Annotated in this window: 12 protein-coding genes and 1 pseudogene; 1 reads left to right on the top strand and 12 read right to left on the bottom strand. The window is 60.1% G+C overall.

Annotation, left to right across the window (positions count from 1 at the left end; translation table 11 throughout):
- Nucleotides 1–26: 26 nt before the first annotated feature.
- Nucleotides 27–2,278: pseudogene (locus tag D8U82_RS22275) on the top strand (glycoside hydrolase).
- A gap of 1 nt (nucleotide 2,279) precedes the next feature.
- Here the strand turns inward: D8U82_RS22275 and D8U82_RS22270 are convergent.
- From D8U82_RS22270 to tcyJ, 12 genes are all read right to left on the bottom strand, one after another.
- Nucleotides 2,280–2,906 (bottom strand): class I SAM-dependent methyltransferase, encoded by a 627-nt coding sequence (locus D8U82_RS22270; protein ID WP_130887592.1) that lies wholly within the window; start codon nucleotides 2,904–2,906, stop codon nucleotides 2,280–2,282.
- Between the two features lie 105 nt (nucleotides 2,907–3,011).
- Entirely contained in the window at nucleotides 3,012–3,368 is a 357-nt protein-coding gene (locus tag D8U82_RS22265) for a hypothetical protein (RefSeq protein ID WP_016772210.1), read from the bottom strand.
- Nucleotides 3,369–3,681: 313 nt separating this feature from the next.
- A complete protein-coding gene (locus tag D8U82_RS22260; protein WP_039756400.1) occupies nucleotides 3,682–4,326 on the bottom strand; it encodes a methionine ABC transporter permease in 645 nt (214 codons plus the stop codon).
- Nucleotides 4,316–5,437 carry an ATP-binding cassette domain-containing protein gene (locus tag D8U82_RS22255; protein WP_130887593.1) on the bottom strand — a complete coding sequence of 374 codons (1,122 nt, stop codon included), beginning with the start codon at nucleotides 5,435–5,437 and terminating at the stop codon, nucleotides 4,316–4,318. Before D8U82_RS22255 ends, D8U82_RS22260 begins: the two co-directional genes overlap by 11 nt.
- 2 nt (nucleotides 5,438–5,439) lie before the next feature.
- Nucleotides 5,440–6,249, bottom strand: a complete 810-nt coding sequence (locus D8U82_RS22250; RefSeq protein WP_130902959.1) for a MetQ/NlpA family ABC transporter substrate-binding protein — start codon at nucleotides 6,247–6,249, stop codon at nucleotides 5,440–5,442.
- An 85-nt stretch (nucleotides 6,250–6,334) separates the two neighbouring features.
- Nucleotides 6,335–7,726 (bottom strand): LLM class flavin-dependent oxidoreductase, encoded by a 1,392-nt coding sequence (locus tag D8U82_RS22245; RefSeq protein ID WP_130902958.1) that lies wholly within the window; start codon nucleotides 7,724–7,726, stop codon nucleotides 6,335–6,337.
- Nucleotides 7,726–8,919 carry an SfnB family sulfur acquisition oxidoreductase gene (locus tag D8U82_RS22240; protein WP_130902957.1) on the bottom strand — a complete coding sequence of 398 codons (1,194 nt, stop codon included), beginning with the start codon at nucleotides 8,917–8,919 and terminating at the stop codon, nucleotides 7,726–7,728. The genes D8U82_RS22245 and D8U82_RS22240 overlap by 1 nt, the downstream gene beginning before the upstream one ends.
- Nucleotides 8,920–8,946: 27 nt before the next feature.
- Entirely contained in the window at nucleotides 8,947–10,188 is a 1,242-nt protein-coding gene (locus tag D8U82_RS22235; protein ID WP_130902956.1) for an SfnB family sulfur acquisition oxidoreductase, read from the bottom strand.
- Between the two features lie 264 nt (nucleotides 10,189–10,452).
- Nucleotides 10,453–11,217: a hypothetical protein gene (locus tag D8U82_RS22230; protein ID WP_122508406.1), complete on the bottom strand. Its 765-nt coding sequence runs from the start codon at nucleotides 11,215–11,217 to the stop codon at nucleotides 10,453–10,455.
- A gap of 462 nt (nucleotides 11,218–11,679) precedes the next feature.
- On the bottom strand, nucleotides 11,680–12,429 hold the full coding sequence (gene tcyN, locus D8U82_RS22225) for an L-cystine ABC transporter ATP-binding protein TcyN (protein WP_076565047.1): 750 nt from the start codon (nucleotides 12,427–12,429) through the stop codon (nucleotides 11,680–11,682).
- Nucleotides 12,430–12,433: 4 nt separating this feature from the next.
- Nucleotides 12,434–13,099: a cystine ABC transporter permease gene (tcyL, locus tag D8U82_RS22220; RefSeq protein ID WP_016772200.1), complete on the bottom strand. Its 666-nt coding sequence runs from the start codon at nucleotides 13,097–13,099 to the stop codon at nucleotides 12,434–12,436.
- Nucleotides 13,099–13,899, bottom strand: coding sequence for a cystine ABC transporter substrate-binding protein (gene tcyJ / locus D8U82_RS22215; RefSeq protein WP_122508407.1), 801 nt, complete (start codon nucleotides 13,897–13,899; stop codon nucleotides 13,099–13,101). Before tcyJ ends, tcyL begins: the two co-directional genes overlap by 1 nt.
- Nucleotides 13,900–14,005: the final 106 nt, after the last annotated feature.

Below are 14,005 nucleotides of genomic sequence, written 5' to 3'. Positions count from 1 at the left end.
CTTCTTCATTCGAAGAGGGACGTGCCATGTCGACTGTTTCCGGCTGGTTACGCGGATGGTTGCTGCTCGCTGGCTTGAGCCTGTCGCCGGCAGTACTGGCCGAAGTGCTGCTGGAAAACCAGCTTTGGCGGGTGCAGGTCGATCCTGCGACGCTGGCGGTGCGCGTTGAAGCCGCCGGCGCTGCGCCGGTGCAGGCCTCGGCCGGTGTGCTGCGGCACAAGGTCAGCGACATGGTCAGGCGCGGCAATCGCATCGATTGGCAATGGGATGATGGGCGCTGGTTGCTCAGTGTTGACCTGAATCAGCGTGACCTGACGTTTTCGATTACGGCTAACTCGCCCTCGCAGATCGAGTTTATTCATCAGCCCGCCAGTGCAATGGGCCAGGCGCTGATCTGGCCGCTTGCCGAAGGGCGCTACGTGCCGCGCGGTGACCGGGTGTGGCAGAAGTTCCTGCTCGCGCAGGGCGCGCTCGATACCACCCAGGACTTGAGCCTGCCGCTTTGGGGGATGGAGTACGAGAAGTTCAGCCTGCACTGGTTGCTGACCAATCCTTACAACAACCAACTGCGCTTCAAGGCCAATGGCGATGCGCTGGGGCTGTCGGCCCGGCATCGATTCACATCGCTTGAACCCGCAAAACCGCTGACCTTCAGCCTGTTTCTCGGGACTCTCGATTCCTTGGCTGGGGCCAAGCGCTACAAGCAGTGGCTCATCGATAGCGATCAATTTGAAACCTTGGCGAACAAGCTGATCAAGACCCCGAAACCGCCAAGCTGATCGGTGCCGCGCATGTCTATCTATGGGGCAACGACCTGCTCGGCCCTGACAATGTGCGCAACTGGCCGCTGCTGATTGCCCGGTTGCGCGGCTCGGGTGTGCTGGTCAGTGAACTTCGGGCAGCGATGGATCCTGAAGCGCTGCGGTTGCTCGCCAGCGAGACCGTACTCAATCGCTATCAGCAGACTGTGATGCTGCGCAGTCTCAATCGCGCGCTGAACGTTCAGGCGCGCAAAACCTGGCAGGCGCGTGCGGTGCCGGACATGCAGGCGCTGGTCAACGGGTACGCTGAGGTGCGCGAGCAGCTGGCCGATGTTCTGAAGGGTACGCTGGCGCCTGATCCTTCGCGCTGGGGGCGCACCTTGTCGCGGCGAACCATTGAACGCTTGCAGAGCGCTGGACTTTCGCGTTTATGGCTTGGGCTCGGCGAGGGCTGGGAAGGTGGACTCTGGCACCCGGAGGCGGTGCGCGCCGCCGTCTCTGCGGGGTATCTGATTGCCCCCTATGACTCCTATGAAACCGCGCTGCGCGAGGACGAAAATCCGGACTGGACCACCGCGCACCTCGGCGATCGGGCCAATACCGAGTGCGCGATCGTGGAGGAAAACGGTGCGCTGAAAAGCGGGTTTCAGCAGTCCGGTCACTATACCGATCCGCGATGTGTGCGACCGTTGCTTGAGCGGCGCATCCATGCAATCCAGAAGGTTGTCGGGTTCAACAGCTGGTTTCTCGATGCCTACGCCGCTGGCATGCTCTTCGACAGTTATCGTCCCGGCGCACCGATGACCCAGGCGCAGAATGCCGCGGGCAATGTTGCAGCATCGCGCTGGATCAACGAGGTGTTGCAGCTGCCGAGCGGCTCCGAGGATGGCAATGCCGCCACCGCTCAGGGGGTCTTGTTCGCACATGGCATGCAGACGCCAGTGATCGGCTGGGGCGATCGCGACATGCAGCAGCCGGGCACAGCGGACTTTTTCGTCGGCCAATGGTACCCACCGGAGCAGCCGGCGGTGTTCTTCAAACCGACCCGGTTGAAGGCTGACTACCGACGCGTTCATTTCGCCCCCGCCAGCCGTTTACCGTTGTATCAGGCGGTGTTCCACGGCTCTGTCATCACCAGTCATCACTGGTTGTTCGATAACCTGAAACTGAGCGACGTGCGGGTGGAAAACGAGCTCACTCAGTTGCTCTACAACTTACCGCCGCTGTACCACCTGAGTGCGGCCAGCCTTGATCAGCGCTTGCCGTTGATCGTGCGTCAGGATCGATTCTTTCGTCCGCTGCACGAACGTCTGGCGACGCAAGCGCTGACCGCTTTTGACTGGTTGAGCGAGGATCGCCTGGTCCAGCAGACGACGTTTGCCGACGGCACGCGACTGCTGGCCAATTTCGACGCCGCTCCACGCAACTGGCAGGGCCGGACGTTACCGGGACACAGCATGACTGCACTGTTAGCGGACGGCAGCGACAGCCAGTATCAGGTACAAGCGGCGCCCTGATTCAGACTTTGCGCCACACGCTCGCCAGCCACGGCTGCTGTTCGCGCGGCAAGCCCGCAGGCCGGTAATAATGCTCCAGCTCGACAAACCCCGCCGCCGTCAGCAACCCGCGCCAGGCTTCGAGATCGTGATACGAGCCATAGCGCGGCCCGTTCCAGCCCTCTTGGTTGTCGCCACGCGGATTGGAACTGAACAGCGCGCCACCCGGTTTCAAGGTGCCGTGCAGTTGCCGTAGCACTTGCGGCAACACCTGCAACGGCACATGAAACAGCACAGCATTGGCGAAGATGCCGTCGAAGCGCTCGGCCGGCAGATCAAGCTTGAGAAAGTCCTGCTGCCAGACTTCGCAACCGCTGTCCTGGCGGGCCATGCGCGCGAATTCCTGTGAGCCATCAAGGCCGATCGCGACGTGGCCCATGCGCGTGAAGGTTTGCAAATCCCGGCCCGGACCGCAGCCGAAATCGAGAATCGAGAAGGGTGCTTCACCTTGAATGTGGCGCAGCAAGGCCTCGATGTTCTGGCTGACATCGTGGTCGCGCGTGCCTTCGCGGAAATCCTCAGCCACCGAGTTGTAGTGACCGAGGGTAGTGGCGGTGATCTGTTCGAGGTCGCTGGGCGTTTGCTTCATGATCGATGCTGTATTGGCGGTGTGAGGGCGGACTATAAGCTTTTTCACCGGCAAAAAGACGCCGCCTGCGCTGGGTCCAGTGCAGGCGGCAATGGGTGCCAGGCTTCAGTGCTGCTTGGCTCCCAGACAATCGATCGAGCGGTCCATCATCGCCTTGGCCATTTCCAGCAGATGCCAGACCGAGAACACCATGGCCCGATCCGCGCCCCCGAGCTGGTCACCGCATTGATGGACGGTCACCGAAGCGCAGCGCAGCAGATCGGCAACATACAGTTGGGCGTCCTCCAGCGTCACATCTTCGCTGATGCTGTAGACGCGTTTCTGTCCAGCCAACGTGACCTGATTGCCGGCCAGATGTGAGTCGACGGCGCGGCACAGTGCAGAGCGATCCTTGAGCAAATCCTCGGTGAACCGCTTGCTTGAGGTAAGGCTGAGTGGCGGATCGGCAAGTTTCTTTTCCATGGGTAAACTCCTGACTTCAAGTGGGAGCCAACCATTTCGCGACTAAACGAGCAGGACGGCGGCTGCACGCGGATCAGTTGCCGGCCGGACAACTGAATCCAGTCACCGCAAAACAGTGACGACCGGAGATTAGCTACAGGATATTTCGGGTACAAGCGGGCAAATTATTCTAGGAATCGTCCTGCAAACCCGCGTGCTTCGGGCTGGCGAAACGACAAAAGTGGTGTAGGAAGCATCTGATTTTTGCGAAGGGCGTTGCCCAAAATACTGCGATCACATGGGCCTGGTTGATGGCCACCTGCCGCCATCGACCTTAGCGCTTATTCAGCCCCCGCGCCAGCCTGTCGCCACCCAACTGAATCACCGCCACCAGCGCCACCAGCAAGACGATCACCGTCAACATGATCTGGCTATCGAAGCGCTGATAGCCGTAACGATAGGCGATATCCCCCAGCCCGCCCGCACCAATCGCGCCAGCCATGGCCGATGAGTTGATCATCGTCACCAGGGTGATGGTGAAACCGCCGACAATCCCCGGCAGCGCCTCGGGCAGCAGCACATGCCAGACGATGTGCCAGCGCCGGCAACCCATGGCCTGCGCGGCTTCGATCAGACCATGATCGACCTCGCGCAGACTCACTTCGGCGATCCGCGCGAAGAACGGCGTTGCGGCGATTGTCAGCGGCACCACAGCGGCCCACACGCCATAGGTGGTGCCGACGATCAGGCGGGTGAATGGAATCAGCGCGACCATCAGGATCAGGAACGGGATCGAGCGGAACAGATTGACGAAGGCGCCCAGCGCACGGTTCAACAGTGGCGCCTCATAGATCCCGCCCTTGTCGCTGGTGACCAGAATCACCGCCATGGGAATCCCCACCAGCAGCGCGATCAGCGACGACACGCCGACCATCAAAAAGGTGTCGATGAAACCCTGCAGCAAGCGATCAAACCACATAGCCCAATACCTCCACTCGTTGCGCCCATTGCCCGGCGCGTTCGCGCAATTGCTCGGCGCTGAACGCCGAACCGCTGACGGCCAGTAAAAGCTGCCCCAGCGCGTGTCCCTGAATTCGTTCGACGCCGCCCTGAAGCAGCTTCACTCGGCCACCCAATGCCGCAAACAACGCGGCCAGATCCGGCTCATCAGCGGCACTGCCGGTGAACTGCAAACGCAACACCACCGCTGCATTTGAAGCCGTTGATTGCGTCAGCAAACGACTCTGCAGTTCTTCCGGCAAGGCGTGTTGCAGCGGTGCGAGCAAGGTCTGGCTGACTGCGTGTTGCGGATTGCCGAACACTTGCCACACCGGGCCTTGTTCGACCACATGGCCGTGCTCGAGCACGACAACGCGGTCGCATATCTCGCGAATCACCGCCATCTCATGAGTGATCAGCACAATGGTCAGGCCCAGGCGTTTGTTGATCTCGCGCAGCAGGCCGAGGATCGACTGCGTGGTCTCCGGATCCAGCGCCGATGTCGCCTCATCGCAGAGCAGAATGTCCGGGTCATGCACCAGCGCACGGGCGATGCCGACACGCTGTTTCTGCCCGCCTGAGAGTTGCGCCGGGTACGCCTTGTGCTTGCTGTGCAGGCCGACCAGTTCGAGCAGTTCGCGAACCTTGTTGTCGCGCTGCTCCTTCGGCACGCCGGCGACTTTCAGCGGCAACTCGACGTTCTGCCAGACGGTCTTGGCCGACATCAGATTGAAGTGCTGGAAGATCATGCCGATGCGCCGGCGCAGGGCGACGAGGCGGTCTTCATCGAACTCGCCGATATCGACCTGATCGATCAACACCCGTCCTGAAGTCGGCTGTTCGAGACGATTGATCGTGCGAATCAGCGACGACTTGCCGGCGCCGCTACGGCCGATGATGCCGAACACTTCGCCGCGTTGAATCGCCAGGTCGATGCCCTGCAAGGCCGCGACCGGACCTTGTCGGCCGTTGTAGGTTTTGCCCACGCCAATAAAGCGTACGTGGGCGCGATTCAACTCGGGATGCAGCTCGGTTTTTTCAGCATTGTGTGGCTCTGGAAGCTCCAGTCGCCGTTGGATCGCTGCGGTCATGTTCAGCTTTCCCAACCGGCCTGATAGAGCTTGCCGTGGGCCTTGTCCAGTGCCGCGCGAACGGCCGGCGAATGCTGATAGATGTCGACGAACTTGATCAGGCGCGGGTCGGTTTTGCTCTTCGGCTGGATGACGAACTGGATCACGTATTCCTTGTGATCGAGACCGTCGAACAGCAGCGCCGAGCCGGCATCAAAGGTCTTCGCCAGACGGATGTAGGCTGGATAACCCTGGACCAGGTCGGCGTCGTCATAGGCGCGCACCAGCTGCACGGCTTCGACCTGAAGGATCCTGATCTTCTTCGGATTGGCGACGATGTCGTCCTCGGTGGCCTTGTAACCGACGCCCGGTTTCAGGGTGATCAAACCGGCCTTGGCGAGCAATTGCAGACCGCGACCGCTGTTGATCGGGTCGTTGGCGATGGCGACGCTGGCGCCTTCGGGCAGTTCATCGAAGCTTTTGTATTTCTTCGAATACAGGCCGACGTTGTTGATGATCCCAGGAGCGAATGGCACCAGATCGAAACCGGACGCGGCTTTGGCATTTTCCAGGAACGGGATGTGCTGGAAGTAATTCACGTCGATGTCGCCAGCGGCGAGGCTGACGTTGGGCGCGATCCAGTCGGTGAATTCCACCAGCTCGACTTTCAGGCCTTGTTTGGAAGCTTCCTCGACGGCGGCTTCCAGCGGAATGGCGAAAGCGGCGGTGGTGCCGATTTTCAACGGGGCGTCGGCAGCGAATAGCGCCGAGCTGAACAGGCCGAACGCCAGGGCCAGTGCTTTGACTGGGTGGGACAGGGTTTTTTTGGTCATGGTTGTTTTTCCAGTCAGTGCATGAATTTGTTGTGCCGGGGAGGGCCTCTTCGCGAGCAGGCTCGCTCCCACAGAGGCACGCATTTCAAATGTGGGAGCGAGCCTGCTCGCGAAGCTTCTGATGCCGGTACGAAGAGCCGGTATGTTGCTCAGGCAACTGCGTCTCGCCGTGAAACAACTTCTCGCGCAAGGTGCCGCTGTCATACGCAGTCTTGTACGAGCCGCGCCGCTGCAACTCGGGAATCACCAGTTCGATGAAATCGACATAGCTTTCCGGGGTGACGATGCGGGTCAGGTTGAAGCCGTCCAGACCGGTTTCGGCGATCCACGATTCGAGTTCATCCGCCACTTGCTCGGGCGAACCGACCACGGTGATGTAACGGCCGCCGAGGGCGTGCTGGTCGAGCAATTTGCGCCGGGTCCAGTCATTGTTCTGCAGGTTTTTTGTTGCCGATTGAATGGCGTTGCTCTTCACGTACTGGATCGGTTCGTCGATTTCGTACTGGGCAAAGTCGATGCCGGTAGACGCGGAAAAATGCGCCACGCCGGCCTCGGCGCTGGCATAGCTCAGGTATTCGGCATGCTTGGCCCACGCTGCTTCTGCGGTGGCGCCGACGATCACGTTGAGGCCCATGAACACCTTGATGTCTTGAGGATTGCGTCCGGCTTCGACGGCGCTGGCGCGGACCTTGTCGACCTGCACTTTGGTCGATGGTTTGTTCTGGCCGCTGATGAACACGCACTCGGCATGACGCCCGGCAAACAGCAAGCCGCGGTCGGAGCTACCGGCCTGAAACAGCACCGGCGTGCGCTGCGGTGACGGCTCGCAGAGGTGATAACCCTCGACCTGATAGAACTCGCCCCGGTGCTCGACCTTGTGCACTTTGTACGGGTTGGCGTAGATGCGCTGCTCGCGGTCGTTGCGCACCGCGCCGTTCTCCCAGCTGCCTTCCCAGAGCTTGTACAAGACCTGCAGATATTCTTCGGCCTGGTCGTAGCGGCGGTCATGTTCGACCTGCTCGTTGAGACCCATGGCTTTGGCGGCGCTGTCCAGGTAACCGGTGACGATGTTCCAGCCAACCCGGCCGCGACTCAAATGATCGAGCGTCGACATGCGTCGGGCGAACAGATACGGCGGCTCGTAAGTGAGATTGGCGGTGAGGCCAAAGCCGAGGTTTCTGGTGACGGCGGCCATCGCTGAAACCAGCAGCAGCGGATCGTTGACCGGCAACTGGATCGACTCTTTCAGCGTGACGTCCACCGAGTTCTGGTAGACGTCGTAGACGCCGACGATGTCAGCAATGAACAAGCCATCGAACAATCCACGCTCAAGCAACTGCGCCAGTTCGGTCCAGTACTCGATCGTGTTGTAGCGGGTCGAGGTGTCGCGCGGGTGCGTCCACAGGCCGTGATTGATGTGGCCGATGCAGTTCATGTTGAACGCGTTGAGCAGAATCTTCTTTTTCGCAGCAGTCATCAGATCGTCCCTCGCAGCGGAGGGTTTTCATCGTTGAGGTAGTAATTGCCCACGGCGTGATATTTCCAGCGCACCGGGTCGTGCAGGGTGTGCACGCGCGCGTTGCGCCAGTGCCGGTCGAGGCCGTGTTCGCTCAGCGTCGCCTGGCTGCCGGCCAGTTCGAACAGCGTGCTGCCGGCGGCGAGGGAAATTTCCGTGCTGATCGCCCGCGCCTCGGCAACCGCGATTGACGCGGCGGCGACGGTTTCCGCGTTGGTTTCGGCTTGCGCGGCATCGAGGATTTCGCCGGCACGTTCGAGCAAGGCTTCGGTGGCGTGCAGCCGAATGCTCAAGTGGCCGAAGCTCTTCAATGTCAGCGGATCTTCGGTGGCCTTGTCGTTGCCGGATTCGATCCACGGACGGGTTTTGCTGCGCACGAAATGCAAGGCATCTTCGTAAGCGGCGCGGGCAATGCCGGTGTCGATGGCGGCGTGGAGAATCTGCGCCAGCGGGCCGACCGTGGTCGGGCGCTCGAAAGCGCTCTGAAACGGCAGCACCTCTTCCGCCGCTACATACACATCTTCGAACACCACCGAGCCGCTACCGGTGGTGCGCTGGCCGAAGCCGCTCCAGTCGTCGATCACCGTCAGGCCCTTGCTCTCGCGCGGGACGAAGGCCAGTTGCTGTACGCCGTTTTCATCGACCACCGACGTCGGGATGCGCTGCGCGTAAATCGCCCCGGTCGAGTAGAACTTGCGACCGTTGATGCGATAACCATCACCATCGCGGGTGAGACGGGTGACGCGGTCGTGAGCGGTTCTGGTGCCGAGTTCTGCCAGAGCATTGCCGAATCGCTGGCCGGCGAGGACCTCGGCGTACAGACGCTGTTTCTGTTCATCGCTGCCATTCACGCGCAGCACTTCCAGTGCGTAGAAATGGTTCTGCGGAATCTGCCCGAGCGAGCCGTCCGCCTGCGCGATCAGGGCGATGACTTTGGCCAGGGTGACGTTGGAAACACCTGCGCCGCCATATTCTTTCGGCACGCTGATGCCCCACAGGCCGGAGCGGGAAAACACTTCCAGCTCGGCCAATGGCAGGCGGCGTTCGCGGTCGCGCAGGGCGCTGTCGCGTTTGAAATCTTCGGCCAGGTCGCTGGCGACGATCAGGGCTTGCTCATCGCTGGTGATGAGCGCGACGTGATGGGAAAGCGTCATAGGGGGTTCTCCAGATGACTGGTCGTCTCAGATCCAGGAATGGCGAGCCGGCAAAGTGCCGTTCAGGCGATAGGCGCCGACCGCGTGATATTTCCAGCGCACCGGGTCGTGCAGGGTGTGCACGCGGGCGTTGCGCCAGTGGCGGTCGAGATTGAATTCGGCGAGGGTCGCGCGGCTGCCGGCCAGTTCGAACAGCTTTTCGCTGGCCAGCAGCGAAATCTCGGTGGTCAGCACTTTTGCTTCGGCCACGGCAATCGAAGCGCGTGCGGCGGATTCGGCAGTCAGCGGCGCGGCGTGGACGTCATCGAGCACTTTGCCGGCCTTGCGCAGCAGCGCTTCGGCGGCGTGCAGTTCGATTTTCAGTTTGCCGATATCGGCGATCACGTAGAGGTCATCGCTGGCGCGCTCGACCTTGGCGTCGATCCATGGCCGTGCGCGGGTTTTGACGAAGTCGATGGCGTCGTCGATGGCGCCACGGGCGATGCCGGCGTCAATGGCCGCTTGAATCAGCTGCGACACTGCGCCCTGGGTGTTCGGCTTGTCGTTGATCTTCCAGTTGTCGATGACCAGGCTCGACTCGACGCGCACGTTGTTCAGCAGAATCGTGCCGCTGGCGGTGGTGCGCTGACCGAAGCCCGACCAGTCATCGACGATGCGCAACCCCGGCGTACCGCGACGAACGAAGGCCAGCACCTGTTTACCGTCATCATTGAGCGCTTTCACCGCGACCCAATGCGCAAACAGCGCGCCGGTGGAATAGAACTTTTGGCCGTTGATCACGTAGTCGTCGCCATCTGCACTGATTCGCGCCTTCAGTTCCAAGGTGTTTTTCGTGCCACGTTCCGGGCCGGCATTGCCGATGCGCCAGCCTTCCAGAACACTCTGGAACAGCTGCTTTTTCTGCGCTTGGGTGGCGGTGCCGAGCACCAGATGGATGATGCCGAACTGGTTCTGCGGGATCTGCCCGAGCGCCGGGTCGGCGGCAGAAATGATCGCGAATACTTCGGCCAATGTGACGAAGGAAACCTGCGGGCCACCGTATTCGCGCGGGATGGCAATGCTGCCCAGACCGCTGCGGGTGAACTGTTCGATTTCCGACCACGGGAGCTTGCGCTGGCGGTCGCGTTTGGCCGCCTGCACTCGGGCGGCTTGCGCCAGCTCGTGGGCGGCCTTGATGGCTTGAGCGTCGTTGCGCAGTACTTGCGCGGGCAACAACAGCGGGGCGATGTCCAGATCGGACTGCACGTTGGCATCTGCAAGACTGGACATCAGTGCCGCTTCCTGGCTGCACGCAATGCCCTGGCGATCTGCACTGGGGTGATTGTGTTCCGGACCATACCTACCTCACATCTCATGAAAAACGTCGCGATGGCGACGATTGAAAGAATGTCCGGTGGTCCGGTGCATATACCCTAAGCGTGTATAAAAATAAAATAAACTAACTTTTAGGAATATATATAGAAGGGGGGGATGTTCGGCTTGGTTAACGAGGGTCAGGTGAGAGATAAATGATCTCCCACCCCTGAGCAGGTCTCACTTGGTACGTGATTCAGCGGCCTTGAATTCGGGTTTCCACGGGACTTTTACGTACGGATTCACGCAACCGATTTTCAACGTGCGCGGCGGTGCCCAGCGCGAGTTGTTACCGACCCGATCGAGGATGCAGTACGTCACGTCCAGCCGCAGATCCTCGCCTGCTTCGACGATGACAGTCGGTGGTATCCAGACCTGAATCGGCAGGCCGACATCCGCTGCCGTGACTGGCACCAGATCCATGCGCACATCGCCCCAGCGCAGGGTGATGGCGTCGTCTTCGGCCATGTTCAGATAAGGCTCGATGGTCAGCGGCACGCCGCGTTTGATCTGGCTGGGATTCACGCCCTGACGGCGAATCGCTTCGGGGATGATCACTGGTGCCAGTTGCTGATTTTCGTCTTCGCACTGCCCAGTGGGCTGGCCACCGGGGCAATCGAGTTTGACCTGCACCCGAGTCGCCGCCGACAGTGCCGGACCCTGGCCGACCTGCATCACGCGGTAGTGAATGCGCGCGGTGCCATTGGTGATGAAGCTCTCCGGCACCCGCAGGCTGACCGACTCGCCCACATCGGCCGCGCTGAGGACTTTTGACGCGACATAGCATTTGTCCCAGAACAGTTCGATCAGATCGCCAACGTCCATGTCGCAGTAGGGCGGCACGTCGATGAGCAGGTGAGCTGCTGTTGCCAGGTTGATGCCGGTTTTTTGTGCGCATGCCAGCGTTGGCGCTGCAAGTTCGGGTGTATGCGAAGTGCGGGTCATCGGTTTCTCTCCTTGAAGTCTTGCAGCGAAATCCGTTTCTGGAAAACAAAAAAGGCGCGAATCAACTGGCAATAAAAGCGACAAGTATCTGCTCGGTATTAGTGCGGGTTATTTGAACTAAGGGGCGCCGGTTGCCGACTAGATAAAAGTCTGCGGAGAGGGGTGTCAATAGAGGGGGTTAGTTAATGCGTAAATTACAAGTTAATCAGAAAGCTCCTACGTCATCGAGGCACTAAGCCTAGGTGTAAGCGCGAAATCAGCTACAGATAAACAGCGGTTTCGCGACGTTTTGTGCGGGTTCGTTCACCGGCAAACGTATGGAAATATGACGAATCGAGAATGTGCGTCATCGTTGCGCAATGTATATTTGCGCGCACAAGTAATAAATGTTTAGAAGAATGAAATACCGGGGCAGGGATAACTTCCGTCCGTGGAAGTTGAGGGCTGTGGCAGAGAAAGTTCTCAGGCGTGATTCAGAAACTTGCTGAGAAACTGTTTGGTGCGTTCTTCTTTCGGGTTGGCAAACAGTGCCTTGGCTTCACCCTGTTCAACAATTACGCCCTTGTCGAAAAACACCACGCGATTGGCCACGTCACGGGCGAAGCCCATTTCGTGGGTGACAATCACCATGGTGCGATTTTCTTCGGCAAGACCGCGAATGGTTGCCAGCACTTCACCGACCAGTTCCGGGTCGAGCGCTGAAGTCGGTTCGTCGAACAGAATCACTTCCGGCTCCATCGCCAGCGCCCGGGCAATCGCCACGCGCTGTTGCTGGCCACCGGACAGACGGCGCGGATAGGCGTCCTCCTTGCCGGCAAGCCCCACTTTGGTCAGCAGCTTTTTACCCAGGGCAACTGCCTGGTCGCGCGGCATCTTCTTGACCACGATCGGGCCTTCGATGACGTTTTCCAGGGCGGTGCGATGGGGGAACAGGTTGAAGTTCTGGAACACGAAGCCGACGTGCTGGCGCAGGTTGCGCACCAGACTCTGCTGCTGGTTCAGCGGGCGGCTGGTATCGATTTCGATATCGCCGACCTTGATCCGGCCGCTGGTGGGTTCTTCGAGGAAATTCAGGCAACGCAGGAACGTCGTTTTCCCCGAGCCACTGGGGCCGATGATCGCGACGACTTCGCCTTCCTTTACCTCAAGGTCGATGCCGTTGAGCACGACCTGACCCTTGAATTGCTTGGTCAGTTTTTCCACGACAATCATCGCGTCAGGACTCCTGGTCGTGCCGATTGACCCGCTCTTCCAACTTGTTCTGCAAGTGCGAAAGCACCGTGGCCAGAATCCAGTAGATCAGCGCGGCGGCAAGATACATGGTGAAGACTTCGAAAGTCCGGGCGGTAATCAGCTGCGCCTGACGGAACAGCTCCGGCACCTGAATTGTCGCGGCCAGCGCCGTGTCCTTGACCAGCGAAATGAAGCTGTTGCCCAGCGGCGGCAATGCCGTGCGCATCGCTTGCGGCAGGATGGCCCGGCGCAGGGTCTGCGCGCGGGTCATGCCGATACTCGCGGCAGCTTCCCACTGACCGCGTTCGATCGAACCGATCGCGGCACGCAGGATTTCACAGGCATAGGCGGCCATGTTCAGCGAGAAACCGATCAGTGCTGCCGGCAGCGGATCAAGCTCCATGCCCAGTTGCGGCAAGCCGTAATAGATCACGAACAGCTGCACCAGCAACGGCGTACCGCGAAAGAACGACACGTAGATGCGGGCCAGCCAACTGACCGATTTGAAGCGTGACAGACGCATCAGCGCGAGGCCGAAGCCCAGCAGCAGACCGAAGAACATCCCGCCGAGGCTGAGGACTACCGTGTAGTACGCGCCCTTCAACAGAAAGGGCGCGGAATCCAGCGCGAGTTGGAAAGCCTCTTCCATTATTTAGTGACGTCTGCGTTGAAGTATTTCTTCGACAGTTTCTCGAGAGTGCCGTCAGCACGCAGTTCGTCGAGCGCCTTGTTCACCGCAGCCAGCAGTTCAGGCTCGCCTTTGCGCAGGGCGATACCGGATTCCTGACGCGAGAAGGCCTCACCGGCTGCGACGGTTTTCGGGGCTTTCTTGGCGTATTCGAGGGCGGCCAGACGGTCGATCAGGATGGCATCGGTACGACCGTTGTTGAGGTCGGCGAACTTGGTCGGATCATCATCGTAGGTGCGCACGTCAGCACCCGGCACGTTGGCGCGAACCCACTGCTCGTAGTTGGTGCCCAGGCCGACACCGACTTTCTTGCCGGACAGGTCAGCGGCAGTCTTGATGTTCAGCGCCGACTCTTTGCTTTTCAGCACGAGGGCCTGGATGCCGGACACGGTGTACGGTTCGGAGAAGTCATACTTCTTCTTGCGCTCGTCGGAGATGGTCACTTGGTTGACCACCAGATCCAGACGCTTGGATTCCAGTGCGGCGAGGATGCCATCCCATTTGGTCGGCTGGATCTTGGCTTTGACGCCGAGCTTTTGCGCCAGCGCTTCGGACAGCTCGACTTCGAAACCGGACAGCTTGCCGTTTTCGTCAACAAAGCTGAACGGTGGGTAAGTGCCTTCCAGGCCGACGTTGAGCACGCCCTTGTCCTTGATCTGTTGCAACTGCTCACCGGCCACTGCCTGACCGATCAGGCCAGCGCTCAGTGCCAGACCCAGCGAACCGACCAGCAGAGTGCGACGTAGTGCGGAAAAATTCATGACAAGCCCCTGTGTTTTCTTATGGAAGACGCTTAAGGAATGAAGGCAAATTGGTGATTTGAACGACAGCGCTATCCTGCCTTAAAGCAGCTTAAGCGTCTCGCCC

Origin of the sequence: Pseudomonas sp. Sample_23, assembly GCF_004307595.1 — a bacterium.
GTDB lineage: Bacteria > Pseudomonadota > Gammaproteobacteria > Pseudomonadales > Pseudomonadaceae > Aquipseudomonas > Aquipseudomonas atacamensis.
This window is presented reverse-complemented; position numbering and strand designations above follow the sequence as displayed.